Origin of the sequence: Microcoleus sp. AS-A8 (assembly GCA_039962225.1) — a bacterium.
In the GTDB taxonomy this organism is placed as follows: Bacteria; Cyanobacteriota; Cyanobacteriia; order Cyanobacteriales; family Coleofasciculaceae; genus Allocoleopsis.
The window spans coordinates 47,007-72,131 of sequence record JAMPKV010000011.1 but is presented as its reverse complement, the minus strand read 5'-3'; the positions used below and the strand labels follow the sequence as shown (position 1 = coordinate 72,131).

General features: G+C 46.7%; 21 protein-coding genes and 2 pseudogenes. 11 read left to right on the top strand and 12 right to left on the bottom strand.

All coding sequences use genetic code 11. From position 1 onward, the window contains the following. Nucleotides 1–129 precede the first annotated feature (129 nt). Nucleotides 130–2,217, top strand: coding sequence for a DNA cytosine methyltransferase (locus NDI48_18645; GenBank protein ID MEP0833191.1), 2,088 nt, complete (start codon nt 130–132; stop codon nt 2,215–2,217). Between the two features lie 16 nt (nt 2,218–2,233). On the opposite strand, the pseudogene NDI48_18640 reads toward NDI48_18645, so the two are convergent. From NDI48_18640 to NDI48_18615, 6 genes and pseudogenes are all read right to left on the bottom strand, one after another. Then, a pseudogene (locus NDI48_18640) lies at nt 2,234–2,419 on the bottom strand (transposase). Between the two features lie 144 nt (nt 2,420–2,563). After that, a complete protein-coding gene (locus NDI48_18635; GenBank protein ID MEP0833190.1) occupies nt 2,564–3,685 on the bottom strand; it encodes a PAS domain-containing protein in 1,122 nt (373 codons plus the stop codon). Nucleotides 3,686–4,430: 745 nt separating this feature from the next. Further along, the gene (locus NDI48_18630) at nt 4,431–4,748 is read right to left on the bottom strand and encodes a hypothetical protein (GenBank protein ID MEP0833189.1); all 318 of its coding nucleotides are present in this window, start codon (nt 4,746–4,748) and stop codon (nt 4,431–4,433) included. 491 nt (nt 4,749–5,239) lie between these two features. Next, nucleotides 5,240–5,437, bottom strand: a pseudogene (locus NDI48_18625) (ADP-ribosylglycohydrolase family protein). 52 nt (nt 5,438–5,489) lie between these two features. After that, the gene (locus NDI48_18620; GenBank protein ID MEP0833188.1) at nt 5,490–6,968 is read right to left on the bottom strand and encodes a DUF1802 family protein; all 1,479 of its coding nucleotides are present in this window, start codon (nt 6,966–6,968) and stop codon (nt 5,490–5,492) included. 68 nt (nt 6,969–7,036) lie between these two features. Further along, nucleotides 7,037–7,183, bottom strand: a complete 147-nt coding sequence (locus NDI48_18615; protein ID MEP0833187.1) for a hypothetical protein — start codon at nt 7,181–7,183, stop codon at nt 7,037–7,039. Between NDI48_18615 and NDI48_18610 the strand changes: the two genes are divergently transcribed. Beyond that, a complete protein-coding gene (locus tag NDI48_18610; GenBank protein MEP0833186.1) occupies nt 7,176–8,534 on the top strand; it encodes a bifunctional folylpolyglutamate synthase/dihydrofolate synthase in 1,359 nt (452 codons plus the stop codon). The genes NDI48_18615 and NDI48_18610 overlap by 8 nt on opposite strands. A 31-nt stretch (nt 8,535–8,565) precedes the next feature. Here the strand turns inward: NDI48_18610 and NDI48_18605 are convergent, their stop codons facing one another. Together NDI48_18605 and NDI48_18600 are read right to left on the bottom strand one after the other, a co-directional pair. Continuing rightward, entirely contained in the window at nt 8,566–8,853 is a 288-nt protein-coding gene (locus NDI48_18605) for a hypothetical protein (protein MEP0833185.1), read from the bottom strand. 471 nt (nt 8,854–9,324) lie between these two features. Then, nucleotides 9,325–9,750, bottom strand: coding sequence for a hypothetical protein (locus NDI48_18600; GenBank protein MEP0833184.1), 426 nt, complete (start codon nt 9,748–9,750; stop codon nt 9,325–9,327). A gap of 373 nt (nt 9,751–10,123) precedes the next feature. On the opposite strand from NDI48_18600, the gene NDI48_18595 reads away from it, so the two are divergent. Both NDI48_18595 and NDI48_18590 read left to right on the top strand, forming a co-directional pair. Next, nucleotides 10,124–10,555, top strand: a complete 432-nt coding sequence (locus tag NDI48_18595) for a DUF6523 family protein (GenBank protein ID MEP0833183.1) — start codon at nt 10,124–10,126, stop codon at nt 10,553–10,555. A gap of 292 nt (nt 10,556–10,847) precedes the next feature. After that, complete coding sequence (locus NDI48_18590) at nt 10,848–12,953, top strand: M3 family metallopeptidase (protein ID MEP0833182.1); 2,106 nt, start codon at nt 10,848–10,850, stop codon at nt 12,951–12,953. Between the two features lie 25 nt (nt 12,954–12,978). Here NDI48_18590 and NDI48_18585 read toward each other — a convergent pair whose 3' ends face one another. Further along, nucleotides 12,979–13,137 carry a hypothetical protein gene (locus NDI48_18585; protein MEP0833181.1) on the bottom strand — a complete coding sequence of 53 codons (159 nt, stop codon included), beginning with the start codon at nt 13,135–13,137 and terminating at the stop codon, nt 12,979–12,981. Between the two features lie 329 nt (nt 13,138–13,466). On the opposite strand from NDI48_18585, the gene NDI48_18580 reads away from it, so the two are divergent. Then, nucleotides 13,467–14,837 (top strand): ATP-binding protein, encoded by a 1,371-nt coding sequence (locus NDI48_18580; GenBank protein MEP0833180.1) that lies wholly within the window; start codon nt 13,467–13,469, stop codon nt 14,835–14,837. A 292-nt stretch (nt 14,838–15,129) separates the two neighbouring features. Continuing rightward, nucleotides 15,130–16,503 (top strand): hypothetical protein, encoded by a 1,374-nt coding sequence (locus tag NDI48_18575; protein ID MEP0833179.1) that lies wholly within the window; start codon nt 15,130–15,132, stop codon nt 16,501–16,503. Here NDI48_18575 and NDI48_18570 read toward each other — a convergent pair. Beyond that, nucleotides 16,500–16,760 carry a hypothetical protein gene (locus NDI48_18570; GenBank protein MEP0833178.1) on the bottom strand — a complete coding sequence of 87 codons (261 nt, stop codon included), beginning with the start codon at nt 16,758–16,760 and terminating at the stop codon, nt 16,500–16,502. The two genes, NDI48_18575 and NDI48_18570, sit on opposite strands and share 4 nt — an antisense overlap. Nucleotides 16,761–16,833: 73 nt before the next feature. On the opposite strand from NDI48_18570, the gene NDI48_18565 reads away from it, so the two are divergent. Further along, nucleotides 16,834–18,156, top strand: coding sequence for an ATP-binding protein (locus tag NDI48_18565; GenBank protein ID MEP0833177.1), 1,323 nt, complete (start codon nt 16,834–16,836; stop codon nt 18,154–18,156). A gap of 295 nt (nt 18,157–18,451) precedes the next feature. On the opposite strand, the gene gshB is transcribed toward NDI48_18565, so the two are convergent. Both gshB and grxC read right to left on the bottom strand, forming a co-directional pair. Further along, a complete protein-coding gene (gene gshB, locus NDI48_18560) occupies nt 18,452–19,426 on the bottom strand; it encodes a glutathione synthase (GenBank protein MEP0833176.1) in 975 nt (324 codons plus the stop codon). 276 nt (nt 19,427–19,702) lie between these two features. Further along, entirely contained in the window at nt 19,703–19,978 is a 276-nt protein-coding gene (gene grxC, locus NDI48_18555; protein ID MEP0833175.1) for a glutaredoxin 3, read from the bottom strand. 978 nt (nt 19,979–20,956) lie between these two features. Between grxC and NDI48_18550 the strand changes: the two genes are divergently transcribed. The 4 genes from NDI48_18550 to NDI48_18535 all read left to right on the top strand — a co-directional run bounded on the left by NDI48_18550 (nt 20,957) and on the right by NDI48_18535 (nt 24,846). Continuing rightward, the gene (locus NDI48_18550; GenBank protein MEP0833174.1) at nt 20,957–21,856 is read left to right on the top strand and encodes an MBL fold metallo-hydrolase; all 900 of its coding nucleotides are present in this window, start codon (nt 20,957–20,959) and stop codon (nt 21,854–21,856) included. 234 nt (nt 21,857–22,090) lie between these two features. Then, on the top strand, nt 22,091–23,137 hold the full coding sequence (locus NDI48_18545; protein ID MEP0833173.1) for a bifunctional riboflavin kinase/FAD synthetase: 1,047 nt from the start codon (nt 22,091–22,093) through the stop codon (nt 23,135–23,137). Nucleotides 23,138–23,192: 55 nt separating this feature from the next. Next, nucleotides 23,193–24,101, top strand: a complete 909-nt coding sequence (locus NDI48_18540; protein ID MEP0833172.1) for a MoxR family ATPase — start codon at nt 23,193–23,195, stop codon at nt 24,099–24,101. Between the two features lie 61 nt (nt 24,102–24,162). Beyond that, nucleotides 24,163–24,846, top strand: coding sequence for a cytochrome C (locus NDI48_18535; GenBank protein ID MEP0833171.1), 684 nt, complete (start codon nt 24,163–24,165; stop codon nt 24,844–24,846). Nucleotides 24,847–25,125: the final 279 nt, after the last annotated feature.

Here is a 25,125-nt window from a genome sequence, read left to right as displayed (position 1 = left end):
AGGTTGCTGTGCTACAAAATCGGTACCTGTAAGAATTAGGCCGTAACAGGGATATAAGAGGGAGCCATTCTTATGCCTGGGAAAATTTAGCATATTTGAAGCGAAAGTGATGAGCCATGCTAGATTGACGTGGCAACTCAATCCATGATGGAAAGAGGTTTGCCGTTCAATCACGACCGAATCACGCCTCCCATGCAACAACTGTCCCTCCCCTTGACTCTACCGAATACTGAGCTAGACAAAGTGGTCTGGTTTGGGGAAATGTTGCAAGCGCTGGATGTCAGTCGTCACCCAGCATGGCCTGATTGCTTTGGCTTATCGCTTCAAAGATGGTTTTCCAGACAGGGACATGCTCCCATTAGAACCCTGAGCCTATTTTCGGGTGGTGGTGGACTGGATATTGCCTTCCATAACTGCGGTTTTGAGATTGTTCAAATGATTGAGCTGGAAGCCAAGTACGTGCAGACGCTCAACCACAACTCACAACCCGGAAAATGGTTAGAAAATTCCAATGCTGTTTGCATTGATATTCGAGAATATTCTCCCAATCCCGATTTAAAAGTTGATTTCATCATTGGTGGCCCCCCGTGCCAAACCTTCTCGGCGGCTGGGAGGAGAGCCTCTGGAGTGGCTGGAACCAGTGATGCTCGCGGTACTTTATTTCAAGAGTATGTCCGTATCCTTAAAACGCTTCAACCCAAAGGATTCTTATTTGAGAACGTTTACGGAATCACGGGAGCGCAAAACGGAGAAGCTTGGAAAGAAATCCAAACAGCATTTAAAGAGGCGGGATATACGATTCATTTTCGGGTACTCGATGCCGCCGATTATGGCGTACCCCAGCATCGAGAACGTTTATTTATTGTGGGCTTGAGAGAAGGGAGTTATCAATTTCCCTATCCGACTCATGGGCCAGATTGTCCAGGCTGCGAACCCTTCTACACAGCGGGAGAAGCGGTTGCAGGAGCTGATATTTCTGAGGCCGATGAGGGGATAGGGGGTCGATACGGGCACCTTTTAACTGATATTCCACCAGGGTTGAACTATAGCTTTTATACCGACGAAATGGGACATCCTCAACCAGTGTTTAGTTGGCGTTCAAAGTTCTCTGATTTTCTGTATAAAGCTGACCCAAAAATGCCCGTGCGGACGATTAAAGCCCAAGGGGGACAATACACAGGCCCTTTTAGTTGGGAAAATCGTCGATTTACCCTTGCAGAACTCAAGCGGTTGCAAACTTTTCCTGATGATTATGAGATTGTGGGGAATCGTCAAGTTTGTATTGAACAGATTGGAAATTCAGTTCCGCCACAACTGGGACGAATTTTAGCGCTGAGTATTTTAGAGCAAGTGATGGGGGTGAAGCTACCGTTTCCCATGTATTATTTGCCTCCATCTCAGAAGCTGGGATTTAGACAGCGTAAGCGTCAGTTGACGGAGAGATATGCTCAGAAGGCTAAAGATGCGATCGCACTCCTTTACAAGACACAACAGCAAACTGCAAACTTATTACCAACGTATGATATTGATGAGCAAACGGTAAGATTCTTAGCTCCTGATTTTGCTTGGGATGAAAATCAAGTATCCAACAGTGTCAAGATTAATCTGAAATACGAATTGAACCCTTCTAGCTGGACGATTACAGCCCAGAAGGATGATATTTGGCAAGAAGAATATCAATATGTTATTGAAATAACTCCAGCCTTTGGCTATGAAGGATGGGTTTTAGGTGCTAAGAAAGTAAAGCTATGCGCTAATCACCTAGATCCGTGTGTATTTACAGCATTATGGAAAGCGTTGGAGGAAAAAATAATTGAGTTGACAGGAATGGCTGATTTAGTTCAGCTTTCTGGCTATTACCAATACAGTCCCAGGCTTAGATGTAGTTTTACATTTAATCGCCATTTCAAGGTTGAGCAATTTTGGCATGTTGTTCAATGTGTTCTGGAAGGAATAGGCGTTGCGAGTCAATTATCAGCACCAGAATTGGGCTTACTCTGGGCAGTTAATGCTGATGATGTATTCTCTTACCTCCAATCTTTACGCAATCTGGGGTACGAAGTCAGAAACCACAATACAAATCCTCAAATTCCTAAGGGCGAGTATTTAATTCCATATGCGTTTCCCACGCTGAATCCAAAAAGTGTGCAACTCCGAAAAAATTTAAGAGGCAATGATGGGGGTAATGGGGTTGATTGTTGTGCCACCAGTCTGTAAGACAGTCAACGATAAAATCACTGGTTTCAGCCGACTGCCCCATATAAATCGATAATTGCTCGTTGTGGGTGTTGAGAATACCAAAGGGTACGAGGATGGCTTGCCACTCGGTATCATGGTCATCCGCAACTATGGGTTCTAGAGTGCGTGCCTTGCCGCCCCGTGACAGGTTACCAATCTTCACTTTGGCGAAAGCTATCATGATTATCATTATCGAGAACGCCCCTTAGAGAGTTCATTCTTAATAATGCTGTCAATAAGCCCTCATCTTTTTGTCGATCAATCGGGTAGAAAGAGCAATTTCCCAAGCCATCAGCTTGCTTGTCACCCCGTCAGCGGTTAGACTCTAGACAGAACTCCAATATCCGACTTCTAGCTCTCGGATAGTAAGTACTGCGGCAATTTTTTTGCTCTGCTCATTATAGATCGGTCGAGCATTGCCCTCCACAAGAACCTCTGTACCGTCTGTGCGACGGATGCGCCAGCGTGCCTTAGTAACAATTTCATTCCTATGCACAGCGCGGGCAAGGGGAAGCTCACAAGAAGGGTAGGGACTGCCGTCCTCCATATAGAGGTGATAGGTCTGGGCATATTCTTGGGGAGGGACATCCAACCTGGCGACTCCATGCATCCGAGATGCCGCCTCATTTACAAAGGTGATGCGACCCTCGACATCTGTAATGATTACTCCCTCAACGAGTTGTTGCACAATAGCGTCACGTTCTGCTGCAATCCTTTCAATGCGCTGTCGCTCACGAACTTGTTCGGTAACCTCAACGTTCAAACTCAAAATTCCCGATACTTCGCCATTCGTCTCGAACAGGGGCTGATAAGTGATATTGAACCAGCCTTCGTACATTACTCCAGTTCCGGTTCGGTCATAGTGGGCGAGCATCTCCTTACCTTCATACGGTTTCCCACTGGTATACACCTGATCCAGCAACTCGAAAAACGCTTGTCCTTCTAGTTCTGGAAAGGCATTTCGCACTGTTAGTCCCTCAACATTACGCCGTGAGATCAACTCTTGGAACCTTATATTTTGCATCTCGAACCGATGCTCCCGCCCTCGCATGATAGCAATAGCGATGGGCGCTTGCTCAAAAATATTGCGGATTTCAACGCGAACAGCTTCATCACGGAGCGCTCGGATGCGATCCGATATGTCCCGACTGAAAAGTATTAGTCCGTTTTTAGTCGGGACAGCCCGGACTTCATGCCAACCATAAAGACCTGGGAGGAATTGCTCAAATTTAACTGGAATAGAGTTTTCCGCTGCGTATCGCAATCGCGCTTCCGCCGGAGTATTTATCAGTTCTGGAAAAGTCTCCCACAGAGAACGACCAAGCAAGTCTGTCTGCTTACGCCGTAACAACAGTTCTGCACTGTGATTGACATAGGTGTAGTTCCACTCTTGATCCAGTGCGGTTATCGCGTCTGTAGTATATTCTAGTACTGTTTCTAGCTCCAAATGTGTCCTCCGTCATAACGGTTGCTGGCACCACCCAGTATGGATTAGGCAAAAACCTCTAGCCGGCTTACAGGGGGAACTACTGGGGGATTTGAGATTGGCTCAACTAGTTCCTGCAATTACTGAAATAATACCAATTCGCTTCGGTATCATGGTCATCAGCAACTATGGGTTCTAGAGTGCGTGCCTTGCCGCCCCGTGACAGGTTACCAATCTTCACTTTGGCGAAAGCTATCAATCGAGACTCGCAATGATTTCGGATTGTTATCGGATGCCTGATTCGCCTGGAACACATTCTCAAAAATGGCATCAGTTTCCGGGATTTTTTTCAAGGGTTTAGTCTTTTGTGTTTTCTTAGGCGATACCCCAAGCGAATGAGAATTTCGCCCATTGTTTGACGAGATGGCAATTGCGCCTGGTCATACCCCAATTCCTTGACTAATGCCTCTCGCACGGCTCTGGCACTGATGCGAGCATAACAAAAGGTCGATTTAAATTTTGGGTCGGCCTCCTTACTTCTGGCTAAATTTGAGGGATAATCCTAAGTTTCGTTAAAGAATGATAATACTAATCAACCCTGAGTAGGATATAAAAGCAAAAATTTACCCCGTCCCCGTTAACGGAGAGGGGGCAGAGGGAGGGGTTCTACAAACTTTCTTTGCTGTAAAAACTCAGTTGTTTATAGTCTAGAAGGACGCGATCGCTTACGCTACCCGCAAAGCTAAGCGCATCGGTTTGTTGACTCCTAAAAATCACTCAGTCCACCACACCGCCTTACCCGGGGTGCCCTGTACTGGGATACAACAACATTATTTTCCGCCCGTTGAGTTTGGCGTAATGCTGGAGAGAATGATTCTTCGCTGTTGCTTGCCGTTAGCATTCCTGGTTCTTCTGTCGAGGTATATTTGATCTCAAACTCAGATTCAGGAAAACGCAGGACATGACCCTCGTTTAGTTTCTCGGTTTCAGTTGAGGATAGTTCAGTGTAAAGCATCAAATTCTCAGAATATAGGGATTGCTCATCATTGGTGTTGATCGGTTGAGAGACTTGACTTTTTGCCATTTTTAACTAACCCCAAACAAGTGCTTAACAAAAGTGAATTTTGGACTAAAAAGCTACTAGAGCTCTCCGCCCGACTGGACTAAACTACGCCGACGCTCCTAACGTTGCGATCACTAAAGCGCTGCTACACGAACGCAATCACAGGGATTTACGTCAGTTGCGGGTAGCTGTTAATAGCTAACTTTTACTGCTATCCCTCTCCTCTTTTTGGGACAACAAAAGCTATTGAAGTAATTGATTGATCAGTACTCCGGATTGGTTTTATTGAGATACTAGAGGTATCGGACTGTTGTTCTGCTTGAGACTGTATCCGGTTTTTACCTTGGGTACTGTTTTATAGGTTTGTTTTATCCGGAATATTGATTTCTTTATTCCACTATAAAGGAATGTGCTAAAAATCCAAGATCTGGATTGCTTTAATAATTGTTAAATTTTTTAACGAAACACTCCTTAAGGGTTCTGACTGGTATCTCACTGAGCATTGGCGAAGGCTCAATCAGGCTTTCCGCTAAGCACAATGCCATTGAGGTGTCCGTCCACTGCCCTGGTTGCCGCCCAAAAGAGCCACCCCCTACCCTATCGTTAATGGGTGTAAAAGTGCCGGGTCGCTTGAACTCTAGAGATGCCCCCACCGCATCGCCGATGGCTAAGCCGAGAAGGCATCCCTGATAAGGAGCGATTGGCTGCATAAAACTGACTTTTTGATTCTAATAGGCAAATTTGTCAAAAAATCGCCTTATATCAAGCCAATTCTCGATCAAGCTTTAATTCCCGCAGGAAGTAGAAGCGATCGCTTTTCCAATCTTTGCCTTTAATTCGTCCTAAGTAACCCGTTAACGGTGAGGAAAGCTCAATCAGAATGTCGTGCATCTCCTCTAGAGTCAAGGGGTGAGGCGGCTGTGACGTTGTATACAGTCCATGGATCGCCTCAACAGTGGTATCTCTCAGCCCTGCGTTGTGCAGATAATTTTTGACCAGTTCAACCAGACGCGATCGCACTTTAATGTCTTGTTGTACCTTGTCAATATAGTGGTTCACTTTAGCATCGGCCTCCTCACCAAAGGGCGCTTGCTGCAAACAAGGTTTGAGTTCTAGCAAGTTGATCGAGCCTTGGTGCTGTGCTTTCAATTCAACTAACCTTTGCCAAGTTTCGGGACGAATAACATTCATGTTGTTCTTAACGGCGGCCTTGTGAGCGGCTGGGGTTAAAGGGTCAGCCGCAAAAATTATCTTGACTGAATCGTTAAAATGTGATTTACCGAGATGTGTATAACCAAGATTGAGCCGTTGGTCAGAGACACTATTCGGCATGTTCTGCGGTTGCCTAGCCTGAAACTCTCCCACCACTGGATAGGGAGCGTCACAATAAAAATCTAAACCCTCTGCTTCGCCCATTGCCTCAGCATTAAGACTTGTTTTAGGATTCGGATTAGAGTTCGTAAATCCCAGTTCTACTAAGCTTTTACGCACTAAGCTTTCAAACTGATCGCGATCGCTGGAATGACCGACTTTGGCGATGGTTTGAATCCAGACTAGTGTGGGAGGAATAGACCCCGTAGACTTGTAACCACTCCAACCGAGTAAGGTTCTCGTCTCGTAATCGAGTTCTTTAGCGGCGAGATTATGATCGGAGAGTGGCGCAATTGCCCCCTGCAACACCTCCAATTCAGGATGTAATGAGGACTTGGGTTCGATCAGTTGGCGACAACGCTGTTCAAAGAAGATATCACCTAACACGGGCGTCGCGTCAGTCACCGTCAAGGGTTGCGGCAGAGAGAAGAAGCGGGGGCTTGGCTGAACAGGGATTTCTACGGGTTGAGGGAGTCGGTGAACTCTCAAGAAGGCGAGAAACAGATTCCCTCGTTGGGCACGAGTTTGCAGCAAAGCTTGCTTCGTCCATACGGATAGCTGGGACAAAATATCCAGCGTTTCCGTCTCATCGATCACTTGACAAAATTCACACCTTGCCCAGGCTTTAATCAAAACAGTCTCAGCATCGAGTTCAGCGAGAGACCTTTCAACTGTCGGTAAAAAATTTGATCGATAATACTGCTCCGTCGGTAGTCCGTTAACAGAGGTATCCGTGGGGTAGAGAGCAAATTGCCGCCCAGGATTGATGAATATCCGAGGTAACACAACGATCATTCGCCCTTCGATCAGGGCTTCGATGTCGGGGGCGGGGAGCGGAAATGCTGTATTAATAACAACTAGGGTACTCATAGCCAGTCAGTTAGATGTCTGCCAGTCAGTTAGAGCTCTGCACTAGCTATGTTCTAGCTTAGTTAGTTTCAGTCGCGCAGGCAGTAAAAGCGATCGCTCCTGTCACGTCCTTGGATTCGTCCCAAGTAGCCAGTTGAGGCTTTACTGAGAATCGTCGCTAGTCGTACTATGCCTAGTGTGCCCAAAGCGACTTTCCCACTAACTACTATGGACATCGATTCTCTCCTCAAACCCTTCCAGCGCTTTGGTGTTCATCTCGGCTTAGAGCGAATTCAACGACTCTTAGCAGATTTAGGCAACCCCCACCAGCGCGTCCCCATCCTGCATGTGGCGGGAACTAATGGCAAAGGTTCCGTCTGTGCCTATCTCTCTGCTGTACTAACCGAGGCAGGTTATCGCGTCGGACGCTACACATCGCCACATTTAGTCGATTGGAATGAGCGAATTTGTTTGAACGAACAGCCAATTTCCATTGCGTCGTTGGCAGAATTACTGCTGCAAGTGAAAGCGGCAATTCCCCAAGATAGTGAAGATTCACCCACTCAGTTTGAGGCGATTACGGCTGCCGCTTGGTTGTATTTTGCCCAGCAGCGGGTTGATATCGCTGTGATCGAAGTGGGATTGGGAGGAAGGTTGGATGCCACGAATGTCTGCGACTCTCCATTAGTGAGTATGATCACGTCTCTGAGTCGGGAACATTGGCAAAATCTTGGCCCTACTTTAGCAGACATCGCCAGAGAGAAAGCGGGTATCCTCAAGCCGGGATGTCCGGCGGTAATTGGACAACTTCCTCCAGAAGCCAAGGCAGTCGTAGAAGGGCGAATCAAAGAGTTGGATTGTCCTACCGTTTGGGTAAAACCTGCCGTGGAATTACCCCCCCAACTTTCGAGGGAATCAGAATCTCAAAGTCCTTTGAAATTGGGAGATTTAGGGGGCGAGAAAGACTTGTCTATCTGCGGTAGCGTTACTCAGGGAGGGTGGCAACAAAGGTGGGCAGAATATGAGGGGATTAAATACCCCTTGCCCTTACTAGGGGACATTCAACTGAGTAATTCGGCAATTGCGATCGCAACTGTGCAAATTCTCCGTTCACAGGGTTGGAAAATTACTGACGCAGCCATCCAAAATGGTATGGCTAAAACCCAATGGCTAGGACGCCTTCAGTGGACAACGTGGCACCATCATCGCCTCCTAATCGACGGTGCACACAATCCAGCCGCCGCCCAAGCTCTCCGTCAGTATGTCGATACTCTCAACATGCCAATCACTTGGGTGATGGGCATCCTCTCGACGAAAGATCACGCGGATATCTTCGACGCTCTGCTGCGAGCGACTGACCAATTGTACCTCGTACCCGTCCCTGACCATAGCTCAGCCGACCCCAATGCCCTAGCTGTTTTAGCTCGAAGTATTTGTCCACAACTCGCTGATTGCCGTACCTATCCCGATTTAGAGAAAGGGTTAGAGGCGGCAACCTCTAACCCCACGGAGACATCGAAACGTTTAATTGTGTTGTGCGGTTCTCTTTATCTAGTTGGGCACTTTTTGCAGAATTTGAGGGGATAGGAATTGACTTCCCACCCCTATCCCTATTCGCTCATCTGCCTGCTACATAAGGCTTTGCGGAGTTAGCACAATAGCGATCGCTCACCATTCTAGATATAGAGGTCATCTGTACAACTTGCTCTTGGGAAGAGCGGCGCTGTAATGCTCGTTCTGGATGCATCACCACCTGTTTACAAACGAGTTGATTGCTATCTAAGGAGGCAAAGCTCCATATATAAGTCTCTGAATTACTCGTAGCCGCGTCCGCTGGAGCTAGCGCTAAAGTCGTTAGTATCACTAACCCCAAACTTACCAAGGCTACAACCACGCTTTTGAGCATAGAGATTCCCTCGGTTTACCAATTCTTCTCTTAATATTTTATTCATTGAGTGAGGGAGTTGGTAAAGCTCATCGCGATTTTCCTGATGAGTGGCTCAAAATAAAGCTAAAACACAGAATCACTTATGCCAACTCTAAACTGGGCGGCGGTTGACATTTTTAGTCTGTGATGTGTGTATATCGAATTACGGTTTATTGAGCTTACGCTATTCTCCCTAGATCAGTGAGTTCTTGCGGTTGCATTCATGAGATATTAAAGGCGAACCCGTTAAATATTGCCGGAAAAATGGTTAAGTGAAAATAAGTTTCTGCTTAGAGGAAGTTGGGTATAAGCTAATCGGGATAAAACATGGCTTAGCTTGGACGAGCAGGATGTCCATCCCACAATAAAAAGGCTGAAGCCTCAGTCCCTCTCTTAAATGCACAACAGCTTACTTAAGCGGAAGCCTGAGGAGGAATAAATTTGCGATCGCTAAGTTCCCGTTGTTTTTCCTTCAGTAGGTACTTCAATCACTCCTGTTGAGGGTTCGCCTGGTAAATTGGCGGATTTTATCTCAAGTGGGTGAGATTGTACCTGCTCACCTTTTAGGAATCGTTTGGGTTGTAAAGACAAAACGGCTGCTAAGAACGCAGGTAGTTCAATGAGAGTTTTTAGCAAGAATGTTGTCAAAATTGGCTGAACACCCTTATTCGGTATGCTTTCAGGATGAATCGGTGAGCGGCTTTTTTCGTTGACTAAATTGGACTGAGGGATTTGAAAAAGAACCTGTCTTGCTACTTTTCCCACAATGATTAGCGGTAAACCCATTAATGCTACAGGTAGAATTACCAGCCAAACTAGTAGCCCAGAAATTAACCAAAATAAACTCGAATATACAGTTTCTGAAAGCTTATGCATCGCTTTAGCCGTCCCCTACATTGGTTTCCACTCAGCTAACCTGTTAAAAAATGTTAATTGCTCTGGGATTGCCTTCTCGGCTCAGCCTGTAATTGGGTCATACCGCTACCGCAATCCACCTTGTTTTTTAATTGTAGGGGTTCAATTGCAGAGGAGAGCATGTATCGACTGGGTTTAGCCCTAGGGCAAAAAACTTTATTTCTCTAGGGATTAATCGATGAAGCAAGATTCTAAAATTTGATTCCCCAAAACGACTAAACCCAATCTGAACTCCATCCAACGATGCTGAGATTGACCAGCTATTGGGGGCATCCTGCAAAAGTTATATGAAAATAGTGTAAACTTTTGTTAAGGAAGTAAGGGAGTAATCGTTGTGACGACCCAAATTGGATTCGGGAAAGTTCAGCCGAAGCAAAAGACGGCCCAGAAAAGTAAGGCCAAACGGGTGGCGGCAGCACGGAAATACGACGAGATGAAAAAGTCCGGGGTGCCAGAATTTAATATTTATGTACGGATTAAAGGTCAGCAACAGTGGTTGCCAGCCGGTTCAATAGCTGTGAACCGGAGTAATCAAATCAACCAAGCCGTGTTTGAGCAAGAACAGGAGTTGCTCAAGGGGGTTTTCCGCCTGTTCCCGAAACTGCGTAAGCACCAAAACAACTTAGAGTACGGTCATCGACTCAAGGAATTTAAGGATGAGCCTATTCAGGTGGCGGTTCGTCCTACACCCACAACGGCTAACTTAATTCAAACAACGGTTACCAGTATCAAAGAGCGCTTTTCGTCTCTGCTCCAGCGCCGTTGAGCAACCACACTCGATTTTATGGGGGTTAGCACACCTCAAGGATTACGGTTACCCCCCCAGCCGCGCCATAAATTTTCCAGATAATTAAGTAGAAGCATACTGGTATCGGCAGTCATTCGCAAAACAGTGTAAGGGTTTAGGCTAGAGATCAACGGATGCCTTTGTCTCTACCCCTAATGGTCATCACACTAAATTTTTCATCATTTCCAAAGACAGGGATCACTGCTAGGTATTAACATAGCCCCAACAATTAAAGCAGTTTACTTCAAGCGTCCGAAACGAACCACTAGTTATGATTGCTAATGCAACTGTTACTGATAACCCTTTATTAATTGGAAAAGGGTTACCTCCTTTTGATGCGATTGAGCCAGAGCATGTTGTGCCTGCAATGACGCAACTGTTGGCACAATTAGAGGAGGAACTAGCCAGCTTAGAGCATCGAGTTACACCGACTTGGAGCGGATTGGTTGAACCGCTAGACCGTTTGACAGAACGCCTGACTTGGAGTTGGGGTATTGTCGGTCATTTGATGGGCGTCAAGAATAGCCCCAAACTGCGGGAGGCTTATGAAGCCGTGCAGCCTAATGTTGTACAGTTTGTCAACAAGCTAAACCAAAGCCAGTCTCTCTACAAAGCGTACAAAGCTTTGCGTGAAGGCGAGGCTTGGAACAGCCTACAGCCAGCTCAGCAGCGGATTGTGGAAGCGGCAATCCGACAGGCAGAACTCTCCGGTGTGGGTTTGACAGGAGAAAAGCGAGATCGTTTCAATGCAATTCAACTCGAACTCGCAGAACTTTCCACCAAATTCTCGAACCATGTGCTGGATGCCACTAAAGCCTTTAGCTTGACTCTAAGCCACAAAGATGAAGTGGACGGCTTACCGCCTAGCTTATTAAGTTTGGCGGCTCAAACGGCGCGTGCAGCGGGAGAGGAGAGCGCAACAACGGAAAATGGCCCTTGGCGGATTACTCTAGATTACCCCAGTTATGTCCCCGTCATGGAACACAGCACCCGTCGCGACTTACGGGAAAAACTCTACAGAGCCTTTATCAGCCGTGCCTCGCAGGGTGAGTTGGATAATAACCCACTGATTGAGCGGATTTTAGAACTGCGTCAGGAAAAAGCACAGTTAGTGGGCTTTAATAGTTATGCCGAATTGAGCCTCGCCAGTAAGATGGCTCCTCATGTTGAGGCGGTTGAGAAACTGCTAGAGGAATTGCGTCGCGCCAGTTACGATGCGGCTGCTCAAGATTTAGACGAGTTGAAAGCGTTTGCAGCGTCTAAGGGTGCCGAGGAAGCCAAAGACTTGAAGCACTGGGATATCAGCTTCTGGGCAGAACGCCAACGGGAAGAAAAGTTTGCCTTTAGTGCCGAAGAATTACGCCCTTACTTTCCTTTGCCCCAAGTACTCGATGGGTTATTTTCCCTCGTCAAGCGGCTGTTTGGCGTTACTGTTACGGCAGCGGATGGGCAGGCTCCCGTATGGCATAAACATGTACATTATTTTCAAATTGCGGACGAGACAAACACTCCTATTGCTTACTTTTACCTAGATCCTTACAGCCGTCCTGAGGAAAAACGGGGCGGTGCTTGGATGGATGAGTGCATTGGTCGCGCCAAAATTCCTGATAATGGCATATCTACCACACGTTTACCTGTCGCCTATTTAATCTGTAATCAGACTCCCCCGGTAGATGGTAAGCCCAGTCTGATGACCTTTAATGAAGTGGAGACGCTGTTCCACGAATTTGGTCATGGCTTGCAACACATGCTCACCCAGGTCGATTATCCAGGTGCCGCCGGTATCAATAATGTGGAATGGGATGCGGTGGAACTGCCCAGCCAGTTTATGGAAAATTGGTGCTATGACCGGCCTACGTTGATGGGAATGGCAAGGCACTATGAAACAGGTGAGCCGCTGCCAGAACATTATTATCAAAAATTACTGGCAGCACGGCATTACAGAAGTGGCAGTGTGATGTTGCGACAACTGCACTTTGGTTTTGTCGATTTAGAGCTGCATCACCGCTATGTGCCCGGTGGCAAGGAAACTCCGGGAGATGTACGTAAGCGGATTGCTCAGACAACGACCATTTTGCCCCCCTTACCTGAAGACGCCTTTTTGTGCGCGTTTAGCCATATCTTTGCTGGAGGTTATGCGGCGGGTTATTACAGTTATAAATGGGCTGAAGTTTTGAGTGCGGATGCCTTCGCAGCGTTTGAGGAGGCGGGGTTAGATAATGAGGAGGCGATCGCCACTACCGGCAAGCGATACCGCGATACTGTGTTGGCTCTCGGCGGGAGTTTACATCCGATGGAAGTATTTCAATCCTTCCGGGGACGTGAACCGAGTACTGAGCCTCTACTTAAACACAGCGGCTTAGTTACGGCGGCTTAAACCACCTCAAGGACAACGAAGTTTTCTATCGTTGCACAGAATTCACATCGCTGTGCGTCGTCGCATGAACGCCTGTAACGTTTAAAATGACGGCAACGCCTACAGCGGTGCTAGCAACGATGAAGCTCAACAATGTACCAGCGACAGTTACGGCGGCGAAGTTTTTGGCAATGTTGCTGGTCATTTGTTCTCCTTCAAAATGAATCGTAATTTTGGTAATTTGACAATTAACTCGGTTTAGCAATGAGTTGCTCTCAGCGTTTCCGAAGACTTGTTGATTGAGCGTAATCTAATCTCTGGAGGGATGACAAGACTTGCGAAGGAAACTTCATTTGTTCTAAATGATCGAGCGTCTTAGTGTAAAGATTTCTCTAACTAGAGCAACCCGCTTGATTTTTAGCACTATGGGTCATAACCCCTGTTTGATATCGGAGGGAAGGGAGGGTAATATCCTCGATAGGATGGGTAGAGGCTAAAATTCAATGACGTTTTGACTGAAGCGATCGCTCCTGCATGGCTACTCCCGCTACTGCCTCAATTCAACTGCTCCAACGCCAAGCGGCGTCACTGTTACTTTATCAATCTGTCCTCAGTGGAGAAGTGGGTCAAGCTTTCTCCAATTTATTGCAAGCCTTCCTGCACAGCGATGCTGATGGACTCAAGTGTCTCCAGGCTTACGGCAGATGGTTTAGAGCTTTAGCCGCGAGTCAACAAAGCTGGCAAGATTACCTTGTCACACAAATTCTCCGAGACGATAATCCGTTTAGCCAGCAAGCTCAGGTGACACCCCTTGAGAAATTGCCTCCTGCCCTGATCGCCGCCGTGCGGCAGGATTTGCAGGTCTTGCAAAGTCTTTACCAGTGTAGCAGTGAACAACTCAGCCGTTGGGTGCAAGTCGCCGCCAAACCAACGGTTGCCCCCATTGCATGGCATCATGACGGGGATGTGGGGACGCCAAGCGGGGTATACCAAAGTAGTGGGACATTGCATGAGCCGTCTTTTCGAGAAAAGCTGCAACAGTTAGACGACTGGGGAGATGCGGTAGAGATTTTAGCGGCCTATTACCAGCAATCTGGAACAGGGCTATTCGCCCAGTATCATGCCTTTCGCTGGCAGTCAGGACAGTTAATAGGGATTGCTCGCCCTGATCCCATCCAGCTTACGGAACTGGCGGGTTATGAGTCGCAGAAAGCCGCTTTACTTAAGAATACAGAATGTTTACTCGCGGGTTACCCTGCCCTCCACATCTTGCTCTACGGCAGTCGCGGCACGGGCAAGTCTTCGTTAGTCAAGGGATTGTTAAATCAGTATAAGGATTCAGCTAATGGCGATGGTTTGGCTGTAAGAGGTTTGCGATTGATTGAAGTCGCTAAATCTGAACTAAAAGATTTGTCAATTTTGCAAGAGCAATTGCGTCCGATTCCTCAGAAATTTATTATTTTTGTTGATGACCTTTCCTTTGAGGAAGATGATGACGCCTTTAAAGCCCTGAAAGTTGTTTTAGAAGGAAGTGTAACCGCTCGTCCGCCCAATGTTGTCGTTTATGCTACCTCTAATCGACGACATCTGATTCGGGAATTCTTTGAGGATAGACCCCGTCCCCGCGATAGTGATGAAGTCCATGCTTGGGATACACTTCAGGAGAAGTTGTCGTTTAGCGATCGCTTTGGCTTAACCCTCACCTTTGAGCCAGCCAACCAAGACACCTATCTGAAGATAGTCCACCACCTAGCCGAACAATCCAAAATTGCTCTGAGCCATAATGAATTAGAGTATAGTGCTTTGCAATGGGCGACTCGTCATAATGGGCGTTCTGGACGCACGGCACGGCAGTTTATTGACTTCCTAAAGGGCGAATTAGCTCTTTCAAAGTCACATCACTAAAACTAATGTGTGGGTAATGGGTAATGGGTAAACTCAGATCTTGCATCAGTTGCAACAACCGCCTGTGGTTAAAACCACTGTCTCATAGATAAAGTCGTCTTCATACGACTGGATAAGAGTTTCAGTCCATTTCAATGGACTTGAGCTATAAGCCAAGAAATTAATTTCTTGGCGGGTGTGGAGGCTTACTGACAAAGGGGCAAGATGTCAGTAAACAGACTCCAATCAATGATCATTTCTCCATTACCGATTTCCCTCGTTCGTCTATTGACTGGGTTCAAATACAAGCAAGATGCAATCAATAAGGGTAGTCAATCGAATTCTGCTCGGTTCAGTTGCTTTCAGTGTCAGCTTTTTGCTGGGACTGCTGGTGAATCGAGACATCAATAAAGCACTACTGACGGGTGTCATTACAGTTCCTGGGACTTTGGCCGGAGCGGCTATCGCTGAAAAACGGCGAATTTATCAGGAAAAGTTACTCAGAGGCTCCCTACAAAACCAGATTCAAGAACTTCTGGAAGAGGAAAACCAACTTTATGAATCTCTGGCTTCAGCAACCGCGACGAGACAAGAAGTAGAAGCTAGCATTAATGCCTTGCAAGGCGAACGCAGTCAGCTCCTCAACCGAGTTTCAGACCTACATATCCAAAGGAACGAATTATATCGGGAACTGAGTGATTTTCAGAAAGAAAAACAGCAACAAGAGACTGAGTTTTATACCCTACAAACTCAACTTCAACAGCTAGAAAGACAACAAATTGAACTAGAGCAATCTATTTCGGCTAAAACGTTTCAGCTTAATCAAACAGAAGTTCAAACTAATCAATTAAAGAAGGAAATTGAGCGGCTACATAAACAAATTTCTTATAAAAAGCAACAAAAAGAAAAACTACACCCCGACTTAATTACTTTAGAAAATCAAAAACGAAATTTAGAAGGAGAAGCTTACGACTTACAAACCCAAATTCAGGTTCTTCAGCAACGTCAGGAACAACTCAATCAAGTTTTAGCACCCTTGCAGGAACAGCAAAAGCAAGTCGAAGTGAGCTTAATGGCGGGTAAAGCTAAACTCGATCAGTTACTGAGCCAAATTTCTGAAAAACGTAAGCAGCAGAAAAAACTTGATCGTGACTTAAATAATTTAGAAAGTCGCAAGCAGCAATTAGAAGCCGAGTTTCAGCATTGGCAAACTCAAATTCAAGTGCTTGAACCCCAGAAAACCACCCCATCTCCAATTTATACCCTGGATTTTTATAGCGTCATTTCTCAAATATTACCTGAAGAATGGCACGAGTGGTTGGAATTCATTCAACAACTCAGCCATCAGGAACAAAAGGCATTGAAGGCAATTCTAGAGCAAGACAGAGCTACTCTAAAAAGAATTGCTGACGAACAGTCAACCATGCCCGAAGTATTAATTGACTCTATTAATGAAAAGGCTCTGAATATCTTTGGAGATACTCTGTTTGTGAGTAGTTCAGTTGTATTAATTCCAGAAATACATGAGGATTATTCTATTACCTTGAAGGAGCCAATAATTCTGTATTTTAAAGACCTATTAGCTCTTCAATCTGCGCCCTTTAATATCAGCGATACAATTAACGATAAACCTGCAACTTCATCTTCTAGTAGGGAAATTATTGTGCCACCTCAATCCAAAACTTAGTCCTGTCTGGGGCGAGTGGGATTCTCAGTGGAGGAGCACCAAGCACATAAAGATTCAACTTTCGCCTGCTGCATCAATTGGCGGATTATTTCGTCATTGCAACCGTAGTCTTTTACCAACAATTGCTCGGCTTGGCGTTGCACTTCCTCCGCCGAGGCACCAAAAGTCATCAGTTCCTCATCCGGATTCCCTGTAACACTCTCAATCGCAATAACGCAGCTATAAAGCGGTTTTTCCTGCCTGGGTTGCTGTACCATGACTTGACCCCCTTTTTATCGAGTTTAAGCCAACATAGATAGATTGGGAAAGCCAGTAGCTTGATGAGTGATCATGCAGAAAATTCCGAAACGAGTCTCAACTGCCCTGATTAATGCCTTGGCAGCCGGTGTTGTACCAAGAGTGGGCTTAGAACATATTGCGGTGGGCAGAGAAAAGGAAATTACCGCCCTTGCTCAAGATTTGGCAAATATCGGCGAAGGGGGTGCCGCCTTCCGCTTTATTGTCGGGCGTTATGGTTCAGGGAAAAGCTTTTTGCTCCAACTGATTCGCAACCAGGCAATGGAGCAAGGTTTTGTGGTTGCGGATGCGGATTTATCCCCAGAACGCCGCCTTGCCGGAAGCAAGAATCATGGGGTAGCAACCTATCGAGAATTGATGGGAAATATTGCCACGCGAACCAATCCGAATGGTGGCGCGATCGCACTAATTCTGGAAAAATGGATTAGCTCTATTCTTAGCCAAGTTACCCAACAAAGCAGCAAGCGTTCTGGCGATGAAGGCTTTGACGACCAAGTTGAACTAAAAATTCGAGAAGTCGTCGATAACCTAGAAGGCTTAGTGCATGGCTTTGACTTTGCCAATGTGATCATTGCCTATTGGCAAGGCTACCGCGAGGACAACAACGATAAGAAGGATGCTGCACTACGTTGGTTGCGGGGAGAATTTTCCACCAAAACGGAAGCCAAATCAGCCTTAGGCGTGCGAGTCATTATTGATGATGATACCTGGTATGACTACATCAAGCTGTTTGCCCGGTTTGTTTCCGATATCGGCTACAAAGGATTATTAGTGCTGCTAGATGAAGCGATTCATTTGTACAAAATCACTCATACCGCTTCCCGCCAGAGCAATTATGACAAGCTGCTAGCTATGTTTAACGATGCGATGCAGGGTAAAGCAGAACATCTTGGCATCCTCATTGGGGGAACGCCTCAGTTTTTGGAAGATTCCCGCCGGGGACTGCACAGTGATGAAGCGTGGAGGACTCGCTTAGCCAAAAGTCGTTTTCTCAAGGAGGGTTTGCAAGATACTTCTGCACCTGTCATCCAACTAGAACCATTGACTTCAGAAGAACTTTCCCAGCTTTTACAGCGCTTAGCTGAGGTTCATGCTATCCACTACAACATCAAGAAAGCTCTCTCGGCGCGTGAAATTGAGGAATTTAAACAAGAGGTTGTTAACCGTTTAGGGGCAGATAAACTCTCAACGCCGCGTGAAGTTGTACGGGACTTCATCAGTGTTCTGAATATTCTCCAACAAAACTCACAAATTACATTCAAAGAATTAATTCATGGTTCTAATTTTCAGCCCACTCGTGTCGGCAAAAATCCTGATGTGGATGAAAATAGTGAGTTCGCTGAATTTACGCTGTGAAATTAAGTCCAGTAAATTCCTGTTCCCTAAGCTTTGATTCTTGTGGGGTAGCTGTCTCGCCTGCCCATCTCATCGCAAATGTGGGTTGACTACCCCTTTTTTGTACGAACCACTCCAGACGCAGAGTTCGCAGAGTAGAGAACCAGAGAGAATCACGAAATAAAGGCGGTTTATAGAGTCGGATTGAGTGTCATCTTCTCATCTCACCGACCCTGTATAGGGCGCGGGCAGGATGCCCACCCCACAATAAAATGAGATTTCTACAAGCATTGGGAGGCTCTGGAAGGCATCCCCATCATCCATTACCCCTTTTCGCCCCCTCTACCCACTCAATCACCTGTTTTGCCAACTGCACGTTATTGAGGCGATCAATTTCACGGATGCCGGTGGGACTGGTGACATTAACTTCGGTGAGATACCCGCCAATCACGTCAATACCGACAAAATATAAACCATCCTGTCGTAGCTTTGGCCCAACTGTGGCGCAGATTTTCTCCTCTTGCGGGGTAATCTCCGTGACTGCAACTCTACCGCCGACTGCCATGTTGCCGCGAAATTCGTTGCCGGTGGGAATGCGATTGACGGCACCAATGGGTTCGCCATTGAGCAAGATAATTCGTTTATCTCCCTCTTTGGCTTCTGGGAGGTAAGTTTGCACCATCACAGGTTCACGCCCCTGTTTGGTACTGACTTCGATCAGGGAGTTAAAATTGCGATCGCCCGGTTCTAGAAATAAAATTCCTTCACCCGCTTTGCCACCCAAGGGTTTGAGAACTGCCGCCCCTTTGTCCTCAACAAATTTGCGGATAACTGCCTTATCTTGGCTGACAATGGTTTCTGGAATCACGTCCTTAAACTGAAGGGCGTACATTTTTTCATTCGCCGCCCGTATTCCCGACGGTGAATTAATCACCAGCGTTTTTTCAGGGTTGATATAGTCCAGAATGTAGGTAGCATACAGATAAGGAACCGTCACCGGTGGGTCTGTCCGCATGAATACCGCATCCATTTCCTGTAGCGATCGCCAAACCCCGCCTCCAGACGTGTACCAGTCTTCACTAACCAGCCATCGCCCTTCCACCAGTTCCACTGGCGTCAGTTTTACCTCCTCCAACAGCGCCCATGCCTGACTATTCACCACACTCAACTTTTCAGCCTGAGTGGCCCAAACTTCGTGACCTAATTCTTGTGCGGCTTCCATAAGCGCCACACTGGTATCATGACCGGGGTCGAGCTTTGAGAGCGGGTCAATGATGAACGCAAATTTCACGCCAGAAATCCTTTAACTCGTCGGACAAATGCATCGGGTGTTTCTTCCAGGGACTGTCTCCTCCTGCCAATTGCACTTGCAGTATTGACAGTAGCTTGTGGAATTTCAGCTCACCCTGCAAAGGCTACCATGTTTTGGGAGGAATCCACTTCACGCCTTCCCTTCTTTTTAGTCATCACAATTAGCGCTCTTTTCATTGAGATAGAGAGCGAGTGAGAAGTTAGAACAGCAAGCTGTGCGACTTCCCAGGAGAATGGGTCACGCGGATTGGGTTTGTCAGCTAGCGGCAGCGTCTCCCTTTAACAGGAGATCTAATTTACCTTGAAATTCCAAATCGTAAATATCATCGCAACCGCCAATGTGTTGGTCTTTAATGAAAATCTGCGGCAATGAGCGGCGTCCATTGGCTCGCACAGCCATTTTGGCGCGTGCCACCTCATCCCCATCGATACAATACTCGGTGAAATTCACACCTTTTTGCTTTAATAAAGCCTTAGCACGGATGCAGAAGGGGCAACGACTCCAAGTGTAGATTTCCACGTTGGCTTCCATAATAGCCTCAAGTATTAATTAATATTTCTTAAATTTTAGCTCGCTGCCCGTCGCAAAAAATAACGAAGTAGGTCATTCCCGCACAGGTTGATTATGATAAATGTATAAGCATATACTGGGAATCCGTTTGATCGTCCCGTTGGAATTTGATGGGTCGCATCTCCTTAAGATAGTTCTAAGGGTCGCCAATCTATCTGGCTTCTATGGGTTAACTAGAAGTTGTCATGGCTTAAGAGTCCAAGGATGTTGCTAAACCGGAACGCCATTCTTTGCTGGTTGTTTGTAAGTCTGAATGACCCATCAACTAAAATCAATTCAAGCCGAGGGGTTGCTAACGAAACACTCTCTATGCAAAGTGATCATAATCACAAGGTTTTGTTGCATCAAGAGCAAGACAGGGTTGAGTCAAAACTGTTAATCTTTTGACAAGGGCAGGTATACCGGGAGTCCTACTTGGTAAGCAGTGTACTTCACGAAAGGATTGGCATTACGCGTGAAAATTGCGAGAGGAAACCTTCGTAGAATAGGATTGTAGATATCCCCCCTAGGGGGATATTTCCGTTGATTGGATCAGCTAATTTTGCAACACTGCGCTATGAGCAAATTCAAAAAAAACTTAAATGTAAGACGCTGGTTGTTTAATATTCGCAGGTTAGACGCTGATCAGTCTTGCTGAGCTAAGACGACCGAGGGAGTGTGTTCTGGCTCCACTGACGCTTACTAGCATTTATGAGCGGTACGCGTCACGAAATCAGTGATCAGGGTGAAAACTTCTCTTGGCTCAGTTGTTTGAAATGTTCATTTCGAGCAAATGGCGACCCTCAGCCAAACAGGGCTTGTCAACTCCGTCAAACTTTACTAAAACCTAGATGGAGCTTGAGAGGATAAACGAAAACAGACATTCCCGCTCCGGCACAACCTAAATAACCTGGTAAAACTTACTGATGAACTGCCTGAAGAAGCCTGCAAGGAAAAATTATGTCTAGTACGCAAAACTTATTCACAATTCAGTTTTGGGGCGTCAGAGGAAGTATCGCCTGTCCAGGGCCGGAGACTGTCCGCTATGGAGGCAACACGCCTTGCATCGAGATGCGAGTGGGTGGTAAGCGTCTAATTTTTGATGGGGGCACGGGTTTGCGAGTTTTGGGGCAGTCAATGCTCTCGCAAATGCCTGTAGAAGCTCATATGTTTTTCACCCACTCCCACTGGGATCATATTCAGGGAGTTCCTTTCTTTATACCTGCTTTTATCAAAGGCAATTGTTTTCATATCTATGGCGCACCCGCACCCAATGGGGCAACGATTGAGAAGCGTCTCACGGATCAGATGCTTCACCCTAATTTTCCCGTTCCCATACGAATCATGCAGGCCGATTTGAAGTTCAATGACTTAGAACTTGGGGAGATGGTTGAGATTGGGGAAATTAGGGTTGAAAATGCGCTATTAAACCATCCCGGAGAAGCTGTAGGCTACCGAGTTAACTGGCGAGGTTACTCGGCGGCTTACATTACAGATACGGAACATTTCCCAGACACTCTCGATAAAAACGTCCTCCAGTTGGCGCGGAATGCCGATGTGATGATTTACGATGCGACCTACACCGATGAAGAATACCACTCGAAGGCATCGAGTAAAGTCGGTTGGGGTCATTCAACCTGGCAGGAAGCCGTCAAAGTTGCCAAAGCCGCCAATGTGAAAAAATTGGTCATTTTTCACCATGACCCGCTGCATAATGATGATTTTCTGGATCATGTCGGAGAACAAGCCTCTCAGCAGTTTCCCAATACCCTTATGGCCCGCGAAGGTCAGACCCTACATTTAGTGGACACTGCCACAGAAAATCTCGTTGTGGTTGAAGAAGCCAAACTCACTGTTTAATGCTATTTCAGAGCGATGAGTCGTCATACGCTTTGAGATAGGGAAAAAGCCTGTGCAGGGATTGAGGCTCGTCAGAACAATTGAAGGGCTTTAAGCCATTGCTTGGGTCAATTATCCAAAGTATAGTAGTCGGTTGCATTGCTGGTTAGCCGTTAAGCAATAATCCTGGCGCAGTCGTGCGTCCTCTTGTAAACGACTAGCCACTAATCCCTTAATTGTGTAAAAATGTAAAGCGTGTGGGTTACTTCGTCTTTCGCTACTGTTTTAACTCCAACTGCTGTTGCCCTAGGGAACTTTGATGGCGTTCACCGAGGGCACAGTCAAGTTATTCAACCGATTTTGCATCCCTCTGGGGCGGCTCAATCCATTGCCATGACGCCACCCTTGGGAGAGGGTCAAGGTCGGATTGAAGGGTTGAGATTACCCAACCATAAAGAGAATGTTGAACACCCAATCCGGCTGGGGAAAGGTCATACTTACAGCACGGTAGCGACGTTTAATCCTCATCCCCGTGAATTTTTTTCCGGTCAAAGCTGGAAACTGTTGACCACAAGGTCAGAAAAAGTTCAACAACTCAGTCTTCTGGGTGTGGAACAGCTTGTTCTGTTGCCCTTTGAGCGCGAACTCGCTTCCTTGAGTCCGCAAGAATTTGTGGAAAAGATTTTAATCCAGCGGTTGCAAGCGACCCATGTGAGTGTGGGAGAAGATTTTCACTTCGGGCATCGCCGTGCGGGGACGGCCTATGAGCTGCAAGCGATCGCATCGTCCTATGGTGTTGAGGTGAGCATTGTGTCGCTACAAATGTGTCAGGGAGAACGTATTAGTAGTTCAAGTATTCGCCAATCTTTACAAGAGGGTGATATCTCGAAAGCCAACCTCCGACTGGGACGCCCTTATACCCTGACGGGCGTTGTCGTCAAAGGACAACAATTGGGCCGAAAGCTAGGATTTCCCACCGCTAATCTTCAACTCCCTCCGGAAAAGTTTTTGCCCAAGCATGGCGTTTATTGTGTGCGAGTTCATCACCCTACCTTGCCCTCCCTTGCCTCGTCCCCCTGCGCTGTCATGAATATTGGGCACCGCCCCACGGTCAGTGGCATTGGTGTAACCGTCGAGGTTCACCTGTTAGATTGGTCAGGAGATCTGTATGGTCAGACCTTAACGGTAAGTTTGGAGCAGTTTTTGCGACCTGAACAAAAATTTGCGTCCCTAGAAGACCTCAAGCGGCAAATTCAGGTAGACTGTGAGGCCGCAAGAGCCGTGTTAGGGTGTCGGGACTAGAAGCTGAGGCTGTGTTGAAAAAGGAAAATAGGGCTGTGGGGGGTATCTACCTGTCATGAGACAACAGATTGAGCAGCTAACAGAAAATCTGGGTCATACCATTGTCGGCAAAGCACAGGCTATTCGACTGGTACTGGTGGCGCTACTAGCGGGCGGTCATGCCTTGTTAGAAGATGTTCCTGGGGTTGGGAAAACACTTCTGGCTAAATCCCTAGCTCGTTCCATCGCGGGACGGTTTCAGCGGATTCAATGTACACCCGACCTTCTGCCCACTGATATTACGGGAACCAATATTTGGAATCAGCGCAGTGGAGAGTTTGAATTTCTCCCTGGCCCCGTGTTTGCTAATGTGCTGCTGGCGGATGAAATTAATCGGGCGACCCCCCGCACCCAGTCCGCCTTATTAGAGGTGATGGAGGAGCAACAGGTAACGGTGGATGGTGTTTCGCGTCCTGTACCCAAGCCGTTTTTTGTGATTGCCACCCAAAACCCGATTGAGTATCAAGGAACTTTCCCTTTGCCAGAAGCCCAAATGGATCGCTTCATGCTGTCTTTGAGCTTAGGCTATCCTACGGAAGATGAAGAACTCCAGATGCTGGAACGGCATCAGGAGGGGATGAGGGTTTCGGAACTGGGCACCTGTATCTCCGCAGAAGATGTTCTGGAGTTACGCCGTCTTTGCCATCAAATGAAAATGGATAAGTCGTTGCAACAATATATTGTTAACTTAGTCCGAGCGACACGCTCCTCGGAAGACGTGACATTGGGGGTGAGTCCTCGTGGTACTGTTGCTTTGCAGCGAACGGCTCAGGCATTGGCTTTCTTGGAAGGTCGAGACTATGTGATTCCAGATGATGTGAAGTTCCTAGCACCTTATGTGCTTGCCCATCGTCTGATTCCGGCAGGTGGGCGTCGAGCGAAGCCGATTGTGGAGCAGTTGCTGCGATCGGTGCCTATTCCTTAAAATTGTTTCTTTGATTATGCCCAAGCGTGTGAGGTCTAGAATTCGAGGACGTAATACCATTTTGGATTTTAGATTTTGGATTTGGGATTTTCCCAGCCTTGCTAGTAGGAGGTTTGAGAAAATTAAATCCGTCAAGTCTCAACCCAAAGGGTATCAGCGAGGGCGTTCCCCTATCGTGTTGTTGTTTTTGCTGCTCGTGTGGAGTATCTCCTTGGGGTGGGGAATGGCGATCGCATTTGGCAGCCCTCAAGCGGTGATCGCACAAATCGCACCGCAACAAGCGGAGATCTCGCTGGGAATCCCTGCCCAACCCAATCTCATCGCTCAGGGGACAGCTGAAGAGACGGGTACCGTAGACCCCGTTACGCCTCGCTATCAGCTTGGGAAAGAACTTTACTTAGAAAACTGTGCCAGTTGCCACGTTCCTCTCCCTCCCGAAGTTTTGCCTTCAGAAACTTGGCGTCGTCTGCTTTTAGAGCCAGAGCAGCATTTTGGTCAGCAATTAAAGCCGTTGATCGGTCCCGTGCTAATCACGATGTGGGACTACATACGGGCGTATTCGCGTCCAGAGGAGGCCAAAAAACCGCTTCCCTATCGGATTTCAGAATCTCCTTATTTCAAAGCGCTGCATCCACGAGTGAAGTTCTCTCAAACGGTGAAGCCTGCAAGCTGTGTGATCTGTCATCCGGGTGCAGCTCAATATAACTACCGTCGTCTTACGCCAGATTGGGAAAACTCACCTTAGGGATTAAAATCACCCTTGTCTGTATTTGGCTAAGAGCAGTTTTTCTTGAGATTCAATACGGAATTTGTCAGGCACGATCAGATCGTGCCTCTATTGTTTGGTAGGTATAAATGAAAGAAAAAATTAGTTTTTCTGCTGGCTCAGGGAGGACTAATGGGGGTCAAAAAGAATCGTTCTTAATTAGCACTTGAATCCTTAGATTGCTAATTTATAGTTAGCACTTTAGCGTTCAGAGTGCTAACAAAAAAATTCCTCCTAATGGTTTACAAAAGACCTGAA

Excerpts from the sequence above, each read along its gene's own strand:
- NDI48_18630 (MEP0833189.1), bottom strand. The coding sequence starts at position 4,748 with ATGGCAAAAAGTCAAGTCTCTCAACCGATCAACACCAATGATGAGCAA.
- NDI48_18605 (MEP0833185.1), bottom strand. The coding sequence starts at position 8,853 with ATGCTCAAAAGCGTGGTTGTAGCCTTGGTAAGTTTGGGGTTAGTGATA.
- NDI48_18610 (MEP0833186.1), top strand. The coding sequence starts at position 7,176 with ATGGACATCGATTCTCTCCTCAAACCCTTCCAGCGCTTTGGTGTTCAT.
- NDI48_18575 (MEP0833179.1), top strand. The coding sequence starts at position 15,130 with ATGCAATCAATAAGGGTAGTCAATCGAATTCTGCTCGGTTCAGTTGCT.
- NDI48_18585 (MEP0833181.1), bottom strand. The coding sequence starts at position 13,137 with ATGACCAGCAACATTGCCAAAAACTTCGCCGCCGTAACTGTCGCTGGT.
- NDI48_18570 (MEP0833178.1), bottom strand. The coding sequence starts at position 16,760 with ATGGTACAGCAACCCAGGCAGGAAAAACCGCTTTATAGCTGCGTTATT.
- NDI48_18600 (MEP0833184.1), bottom strand. The coding sequence starts at position 9,750 with ATGCATAAGCTTTCAGAAACTGTATATTCGAGTTTATTTTGGTTAATT.
- grxC (MEP0833175.1), bottom strand. The coding sequence starts at position 19,978 with ATGGAAGCCAACGTGGAAATCTACACTTGGAGTCGTTGCCCCTTCTGC.
- NDI48_18540 (MEP0833172.1), top strand. The coding sequence starts at position 23,193 with ATGAGACAACAGATTGAGCAGCTAACAGAAAATCTGGGTCATACCATT.
- NDI48_18590 (MEP0833182.1), top strand. The coding sequence starts at position 10,848 with ATGATTGCTAATGCAACTGTTACTGATAACCCTTTATTAATTGGAAAA.
- NDI48_18620 (MEP0833188.1), bottom strand. The coding sequence starts at position 6,968 with ATGAGTACCCTAGTTGTTATTAATACAGCATTTCCGCTCCCCGCCCCC.
- NDI48_18615 (MEP0833187.1), bottom strand. The coding sequence starts at position 7,183 with ATGTCCATAGTAGTTAGTGGGAAAGTCGCTTTGGGCACACTAGGCATA.
- NDI48_18580 (MEP0833180.1), top strand. The coding sequence starts at position 13,467 with ATGGCTACTCCCGCTACTGCCTCAATTCAACTGCTCCAACGCCAAGCG.
- NDI48_18550 (MEP0833174.1), top strand. The coding sequence starts at position 20,957 with ATGTCTAGTACGCAAAACTTATTCACAATTCAGTTTTGGGGCGTCAGA.
- NDI48_18565 (MEP0833177.1), top strand. The coding sequence starts at position 16,834 with ATGCAGAAAATTCCGAAACGAGTCTCAACTGCCCTGATTAATGCCTTG.